The 7004-nt window shown below is 76.0% G+C and carries 7 protein-coding genes and 1 pseudogene; 4 read left to right on the top strand and 4 right to left on the bottom strand.

The features are described from left to right. Positions 1–287 precede the first annotated feature (287 nt). Complete coding sequence (locus V7E46_RS31310) at positions 288–1223, top strand: aminoglycoside phosphotransferase family protein (protein WP_333771576.1); 936 nt, start codon at positions 288–290, stop codon at positions 1221–1223. Positions 1224–1400: 177 nt separating this feature from the next. Continuing rightward, positions 1401–1985 (top strand): tetratricopeptide repeat protein, encoded by a 585-nt coding sequence (locus tag V7E46_RS31305; protein ID WP_333771575.1) that lies wholly within the window; start codon positions 1401–1403, stop codon positions 1983–1985. Here the strand turns inward: V7E46_RS31305 and yczE are convergent. After that, positions 1886–2662, bottom strand: coding sequence for a membrane protein YczE (gene yczE / locus V7E46_RS31300; protein ID WP_333771574.1), 777 nt, complete (start codon positions 2660–2662; stop codon positions 1886–1888). The genes V7E46_RS31305 and yczE overlap by 100 nt on opposite strands. A gap of 125 nt (positions 2663–2787) precedes the next feature. Here yczE and yczR point away from each other — a divergent pair, with 125 nt between their 5' ends. Then, positions 2788–4272 carry a MocR-like transcription factor YczR gene (gene yczR, locus V7E46_RS31295; protein WP_333771573.1) on the top strand — a complete coding sequence of 495 codons (1485 nt, stop codon included), beginning with the start codon at positions 2788–2790 and terminating at the stop codon, positions 4270–4272. A 96-nt stretch (positions 4273–4368) separates the two neighbouring features. Here the strand turns inward: yczR and V7E46_RS31290 are convergent, their stop codons facing one another. Continuing rightward, positions 4369–5556 carry an MFS transporter gene (locus V7E46_RS31290; RefSeq protein ID WP_333771572.1) on the bottom strand — a complete coding sequence of 396 codons (1188 nt, stop codon included), beginning with the start codon at positions 5554–5556 and terminating at the stop codon, positions 4369–4371. A gap of 36 nt (positions 5557–5592) precedes the next feature. On the opposite strand from V7E46_RS31290, the pseudogene V7E46_RS31285 reads away from it, so the two are divergent. After that, a pseudogene (locus V7E46_RS31285) lies at positions 5593–5879 on the top strand (CGNR zinc finger domain-containing protein); the annotation flags it as partial. Here the strand turns inward: V7E46_RS31285 and V7E46_RS31280 are convergent. Then, positions 5876–6205, bottom strand: a complete 330-nt coding sequence (locus V7E46_RS31280) for a deoxyxylulose-5-phosphate synthase (RefSeq protein ID WP_333771571.1) — start codon at positions 6203–6205, stop codon at positions 5876–5878. The pseudogene V7E46_RS31285 and the gene V7E46_RS31280 sit on opposite strands and share 4 nt — an antisense overlap. A 79-nt stretch (positions 6206–6284) precedes the next feature. Next, positions 6285–6947 (bottom strand): class I SAM-dependent DNA methyltransferase, encoded by a 663-nt coding sequence (locus tag V7E46_RS31275; protein ID WP_333771570.1) that lies wholly within the window; start codon positions 6945–6947, stop codon positions 6285–6287. Between the last annotated feature and the right edge of the window lie 57 nt (positions 6948–7004).

Here is a 7004-nt window from a genome sequence, read left to right as displayed (position 1 = left end):
CTCCTCCCCGATCCCCCGCCACCACGAGCCTGACCGGACCGCTCGCGCGGCGCCCGCTCGCATCGGCCCTGTCCCGGGGCCGCCCCGGCCTGGTCGTCGGCGCAGACCGCCCACGCCACTTCTGGCCGACGCGACGCCACCGCACTAGGCAACTTCCCCAGGGGGGCGGGGAACTGCGCGATCAGCCCCCGCCGGGCCGCAGGCGACGGGTCGTCGCAAGGGCCTACATGCCGCCGGCGAGGCATAACCCGGTTGCGGGGGCCGGAGGTCATGGCGATCATCCCAGGGTGACTTCTGGCGAGAGCGCGGACGGCCGCGCAGGCATCGACGCGGCATTGGTGGAGCGGCTGATCGCCGCCCAGTTCCCGCAGTGGCGCGGCCTGCCCGTACGGCCCGTCGCGGTCGACGGGTGGGACAACCGCACGTACCGGCTCGGGCAGGACATGACCGTACGGCTGCCCACGGCGGCCGGCTACGTGCCCGCCGTCGAGAAGGAGAACGCCTGGCTGCCGGTGCTCGCGCCGTATCTGCCCGTGCCGGTGCCGCCCGTGCTGGGCAAGGGCGAGCCGGGGGAGGGCTACCCGTACGACTGGTCGGTGCGCGGCTGGCTGGACGGCGAGACGGCGACGACACCCGACCGGATCGGCGACCTCACCGGCTTCGCGGTCGTGCTCGGCGGCTTCCTGCGGGCGTTGCAGGACATCGACCCGGCGGGCGGCCCGGCGGCCGGCGCCCACAGCTTCCACCGCGGCGCGCCGCCCGCCTATTACGACGGGGAGACCCGCGCCGCACTGGCCGAGCTGGACGGCCTGGTCGACACGAAGAGCGCCGCGGCGGTGTGGGACGCGGCACTCGCGGCCGACTTCACGGGGCCGCCGGTATGGTTCCACGGCGACATCGCGGGCGGCAATCTGCTGGTCAAGGACGGCCGCCTGGCCGCGGTCATCGACTTCGGCACCTCCGGGGTCGGCGACCCGGCGTGCGACCTGGTGATCAGCTGGACGCTGTTCTCCGGCGAGAGCCGCGCCGCCTTCCGCCGTACGGTCGCCAAGGACCCGGGCACGTGGGCGCGGGCGCGCGGCTGGGCGCTGTGGAAGGCGGCGATCAGCATGGTGCAGTTCCGCGAGACGGACCCGGCGCTCGCGGCCGAGCACGGCCGGGTGATCGGCGAGGTCTTGGCAGACGCGGAGTCCGCTGACGCGGGGCCGACCGACGCGCCTTGACCGGGGCGGCCCCAGCGGCACCCCCGCACTCCGTGCGGCCGGGCGCCGCAGGCCGGGCGCACAGCACCGTGCGCACAGGACCGGCACACCGCCGGGCACAGCACCGGCTCACCGCCGGCTCACCGGCGGGCACCTCGGCCCGGCGGCGGGGAACGCACAGCAAGGAGCGTGGACGTCATGACCGCAGCACCGGATACCGCCGCCCCCTCGGCGGACTGGGAGCGCAGGAACGCCGACCTGTGGACGACCGTCGGCAACCGCCCCGACGAGGAATTCCGCGCCGCGATGGACGCCCTCGTCGGCGAACTGCCGGAAGGCGACAGCGCCGCCCTCTTCGAACGCGCCGCCGCCTGGGACTCCACCGGCCACTCCGACCGCGCCGTCCCGCTCTACCGCGCCGCCCTCGACGCGCGCGTCGGCGGTGAGCGCCGCCGCCGCGCGGTCATCCAGCTGGCCAGTTCGCTGCGCAACCTCGGCCGCTCGCAGGAGAGCGTGGCCCTGCTCATTGCCGAGCGGGCCGCCGGCCACGACCACCTCGACGACGCCCTGGCCGCCGTGCTCGCCCTCGCCCTCACCGACGTCGGCCGGGAACGCGAGGCCGTCTCCGTGGCCGTCGGCGCGCTGGCTCCGCACCTGCCGCGCTACCAGCGCTCGATGGCCAATTACGCCCGACTGCTGGTCGAGCCGGACCTGTCGGAGCCGGACCCGTCGGACCCGTCGGCGTCGTCGGCATCGTCGGCATCGTCGGACCAGGTCGGCTGATCCTCCCCAGCGGCCCGGTAGGCGAACACCGGCAGGCAGGTCTGCGCGATCGGGCCGACCGCGACCGCGTACAGCACCGTCCCCGCGCCCACGCTCCCGCCGAGCAGCCAGCCGGCGGCGAGCACCGCCAGTTCGATCAGGGTGCGCACGAAGCGGATCGACCGGCCCGTCACCGCCGCCGAGCCGGTCATCAGCCCGTCCCGCGGCCCGGGCCCGTAGCGCGCGCCGACGTAGACCGCGACGGACAGCCCGTTGAGCAGCACACCGCCGGCCAGCAGGGCGGTCCGTGCGGGGAGGCCGAAGTGCGCGGGGAGCAGCCGCAGGCCGAGGTCGGAGGACAGCGCGAGGACGGCGATGTTCGCGAAGGTGCCGAGCGCTGGCCGCTGCCTGAGCGGTATCCACAGCAGCAGCACCAGCGCCCCGACCACCGCGCTGATCGTGCCGAAGCTCAGCGGGGTGCGCCGCTCCAGGCCTTCGTAGAGCACGCTCCACGGGTTGACCCCCAGTGACGCCCTGACCAGCAGCGACAGGCTGAAACCGTAGAGGGCCAGGCCGAGCAGGAGCTGCGGCAGGCGGCGCAGCGGGCGTTCGCCGAGGCGGACGCGGCCCAGCGGCGGGCCGGTGGCGGGGCGGGGAACGCGGCTGCCGGGCGCTCGGCGGTGGACCTGCCGTGTCATCGTCCGCGCCATGTGCCGGTCGCCTCCGCCGTGGTCGTGTCGACGTGACCAGCGCGTCCTGGCCACTGGCGGTGAGTCTGTAGAGTCATTGGCCTGGAGACCATGACCAATCCCGGGAGAGTGGTATGGCGGCGGAGCCGAGTCCCTTCCGGCCGGCGGACCGCGGCGCCGGGCGCGCGCTGGGCAGCCGGCAACTCGCCGCCCTGCTGCCCGGTCCTGCGGGGGCACGGCCCGCGTACCGGCACCTGGCGCAGGCGATCAGCGCGCTGATCCTGGACGGGCGGATCGCGCTGCGCATGCGGCTCCCCGCGGAAAGGGAGCTGGCCGCGGCCCTGCGCGTCAGCAGGCCCACCGTCACCGCTGCCTACGACCTATTGCGGGAGAGCGGTTACGCGCACAGCCGGCGCGGCTCCGGCACCTGGACGGCGCTGCCCGAGGGCGCCGCGCCCAGCGGTGTCACCCGGGCGCTGCCGCCGCTCGACACCACGATCGACCTGGCCAGGGCCGCCCTCGGGCTGCCGGACGGCGTGCTGGCCGGCGCCCTCGCCCGGATCGCCCCGCGGCTGGCCGAGCACGAGCACACCCCCGGCTACCACCCCTACGGTCTGCCCGAGCTGCGCGCGGCCGTCGCCGAGCGCTTCACCCGGCGCGGGCTGGCCACCGTGCCCGAGCAGATCCTGGTGACCGCGGGCGCGCAGCACGCGCTCACGCTGGTCCTGGGGCTGCTGGCCGAGCCCGGCGACCGGGTGCTGGTCGAGCACCCCTCCTACCCCAACGCCCTCGAAGCGATCCGCCGCGCCCGGCTCCGCCCGGTGGCGGTGCCGGTCGCCGACGACGGCTGGGACGTCGGGATCATCGAGTCGACGCTGCACCAGGTGGTGCCGCAACTGGCCTACCTGATACCCGACTTCCACAACCCGACCGGTTCGCTCATGCCCCCGGGCCAGCGTGCCCGCGTCCTGCGCGCCGCGCAGCGCTCCGGCACCTGGCTGGTCGTCGACGAGACCATGGCCGACCTGGCGCTCGATGTGCCGGCGCCGGCGCACTTCGCCTCGCACGGCGGTCCCGGCGGAGCCGGGCAGGTCATCACCATCGGCTCGATGAGCAAGAGCTGTTGGGGCGGTCTGCGGATCGGCTGGCTGCGCGCCCCCGCCCAGCTGGTCACCGAACTCGCCGGCCAGCGCATCGCCAACGACCTGGGCGGCTCCGTGGTCGACCAGCTCCTCGCCCTCGACCTGCTCGACCGCACCGCGGAATTGCTGCCGCCCCGCCTGGACCGACTGCGGGAGCGGCGTACGGTGCTGGCCGCCGCGCTGTCCGAGCACCTTCCCCGGTGGACCTGGCAACTCCCGCCCGGCGGCCTGTCGTTGTGGGTCGACCTGGGCGAACCGGTCGCCGCCGCGCTGGCCGAGCGCGTCATGGCCTACGGGGTACGGATCGAGGGCGGCGGCTGCTTCGCCACCACCCCCGGCGTCTTCGAACAGCGGCTCCGCATCCCGTACACGACGCCGCCCGACGTCCTGCGCGAGGCGGTGCAGCGGATGGCGGCGGCGCTCGCGGAGGGCCTCCCGCTCGGGCCTGCGGGCCGCCGCCCCCACTGGGTCGCGTGACGCGGGCGGTACGTGCTGCGGTGCGGCGGGTGACGACAGCGGGTTCCCGATGGTCTTCCGGCCCGGGCCGGCGGGTCGCGTGACGCGGGCCGATCGTCACTTCCGGGGCGCGAACCCGGCCGCCGCCGCGAGCAGTTGGACGCCGGCCGCGGTGAGGAGGGCGCCCGTGAGCGACCACGCGGCGATCGGTCCCGCGACGCCCGCGCCCAGCCCGAAGCCGGTGATCTTCAGGCTGGCGCCCGTGGTGAAGACCCTGGCCCGCAGATGCGCGGGCGCCTCGCGGTGGCGTACCGCGAAGAGCGCGGTGAGCTGGGGTCCCTCCGCCGCGCCCGCCATCAGCATCGCGACGACGAGCGGCGCTGGCCGCTGCGCCGCGGCCAGCAGCAGGGCGGCGGCCAGGACGAGGGCGCTGTGGCGGACGACGCTGTCCGGGCGCATCAGGCGCGGGCGGCGGGCGAGGACGGCGTTGGCGGCGAGCCCCGAGGCGGCGGTGCCGGACAGCAGGAGCGCGCCGTGCCCCGCCCCGCCGAGGCACCGCTCCCCGAGCAGCGGCACGCACGCGAGCAGCATGCCCTGGCCCGTACAGGAGATCACCGAGGTCGCGGTCGCCCTGGCCAGGGTCCGGCTGCGGGCGACGGCCCGGAATCCGGCGGCGAGATCGGCGGTGAGGCCGCTGGCCAGGCTCTTCGCGCCGCTTCCGCGAGCCGCCTCCCCGGCCCCGGGCAAGGCCAGTGCCGAGGGCACCGCGAGGCAGATCAGGGCGGCGGCCACGAGTACGCCGGCGGGCGCCCCCGCGAGGCCGGCGGTGACCCCGGCCAGCGCGGGACCCGCCAGGCTCGCGAGGTCGTACGTCATCGCGTCGAGCGCGGTGGCCCACGGCAGGGCCTCGCCGGTGACGACCCGGGGCAGTTGGGAGGTCCACCCGCCGGACAGCGCGGGTCCCGCCAGCCCCGCGCACACCGCGGCCGGCAGCGTGACGGCGAGCGGGACCCGCCCCAGGCAGCCGAGGACGACGAGCAGCGCCAGCGCGTAGCCGCCGAGCGCCCGGGCCAGCAGCCGGCCCGGCCGCGCCGAACGATCGAGCAGCACGCCGAAGACGGGGCCGCCGACCGCCGCGGAGACCGTGAGCCCGGCCAGCAGCGACGACGCCGTGGTGGCCGAGCCGGTGGCCGCCAGCCCCGCCAGCAGCAGGGCCGGGCCCGACATCTCGTCCCCCGTGCGGGCGGCGGCGGCCCCGCGGAGGTAGCGCCGTATCCCGCGACGACGTGTCCCGTGATGCCCCATGCCGCGGCTCCCTGACCCTGGGCCCGGAATCCCTGCCTCACCTCCCGCGACGGCCGCACTCCGTGGCACCCGCACCTCGACAGCGACGACGGCGCGCGCCCTGGGCCGAGTGGGTCCTGGCCTCGTCGTGCCCGGCCCTGACCGTCCTGGTCCGGGACCACCAGCGCCGTCCGGGCGGCCTGTGCGCCTCCGCCGCCCGCGGCGACGTCTACCTCGTCCGGGGCGGCGGCCCGCCCCGCCGCTCCTGCTCCCGCCGGTGCGCCACCCGCGGACGCGTAGCGGCCCACCGCCGCGCCACCGCCCGCAACGACTCTTCCGGCTAAGGCAGTTCGCGCCGCACCAGAGCCCGGGCGAACGGCTCCCCGGTCCACCGCGCGTACGCCATCCGCTCGCGCACCTCGTGCAGGGTGCGGGGCCGGTATCCGGGTCCGCCGCAGCAGCTCTTGTGGAAGCGGACACCGGCGTTCAGCAGCACCGAGAGCGTCCGCCAGGCGGCGGTGTCCCTGCGCCGAGGCGGGGCGAAGGCCGACCCCACGTGGATCAGAACCCCCGCACACCGCGGGCACTTCCGCTCGCCGGCGTCACCGTAGGGCTGCTTGTACGACGCGCGGCACGGCAGGCAGACGTACGAGGTCTTGGCGTGTCCCATACGGCCAGGCTAGACGCGGCGGCTGAAGGGTTCGACGGAATTTCCGCCGGTCCGCTGCCGCGTCACACCCGCTGCCGCGTCACGCCCCTTCCGGCTTGTGGGCCAGGAAGAAGGCCTGGCGGCCTTGCGCGGGCCGTTCGGTCGCGTCGGGCTCGCGGACCAGGCGGGCGTCCACGACGAGGCCGGCCGCGGTCATCAGGGCGGCGACATCGTCGGGCGGCATCCAGTAGACGTCGAGCGACACCTCGTGGCCGTACGCCCGGTCCCGGTGCCAGTGCTGGTCGCCGGCCTTGAACGCCAGCAGCACGTGGCCGCCGGGGGCCAGCACCCGGTGGCACTCGGCGAAGACGGTCGGCAGCACCTCAGGCGGGGTGTGGACGGTGGAGTACCAGGCGACGACGCCGCCGAGGGCGCCGTCCGCCAGGTCCAGCGCGGTCATCGATCCCACCTCGAACCGCAGGCCCGGGTGCGTACGCCGGGCGACCGCGACCATCTCGGGCGACAGGTCGATACCGAACACGTCCACGCCGAGACCGCGCAGGTGCGCGGTGACCCGCCCGGGCCCGCACCCCACTTCGGCGACCGGCCCCCGCGAGACGTCGGCGAACGCGGCGAGCATCGCGCGGTCCAGCGGCTTGCGGTCCAACTCGTCGCGCAGAAGCCGCTCGTAGTCGACGGCCACGATGTCGTAGGCCGTCCGGGTGGCCCGCAAGTAGCCGCTCGCGCCGGTAACGTCGGTCATGCCCGCCGACGCTAGCCCCTCCCCGCGGACTGCCCGGCGGGGGGGGGGGGGGTGGGC

The organism is Streptomyces sp. IBSBF 2435, from assembly GCF_036815005.1.
GTDB lineage: Bacteria > Actinomycetota > Actinomycetes > Streptomycetales > Streptomycetaceae > Actinacidiphila.
This window is presented reverse-complemented; position numbering and strand designations above follow the sequence as displayed.

What these genes read in the sequence shown, in the direction of transcription:
- V7E46_RS31305 (WP_333771575.1), top strand. Translation starts at nt 1,401, where the DNA reads ATGACCGCAGCACCGGATACCGCCGCCCCCTCGGCGGACTGGGAGCGC.
- yczE (WP_333771574.1), bottom strand. Translation starts at nt 2,662, where the DNA reads ATGACACGGCAGGTCCACCGCCGAGCGCCCGGCAGCCGCGTTCCCCGC.
- yczR (WP_333771573.1), top strand. Translation starts at nt 2,788, where the DNA reads ATGGCGGCGGAGCCGAGTCCCTTCCGGCCGGCGGACCGCGGCGCCGGG.
- V7E46_RS31290 (WP_333771572.1), bottom strand. Translation starts at nt 5,556, where the DNA reads ATGGGGCATCACGGGACACGTCGTCGCGGGATACGGCGCTACCTCCGC.
- V7E46_RS31280 (WP_333771571.1), bottom strand. Translation starts at nt 6,205, where the DNA reads ATGGGACACGCCAAGACCTCGTACGTCTGCCTGCCGTGCCGCGCGTCG.
- V7E46_RS31275 (WP_333771570.1), bottom strand. Translation starts at nt 6,947, where the DNA reads ATGACCGACGTTACCGGCGCGAGCGGCTACTTGCGGGCCACCCGGACG.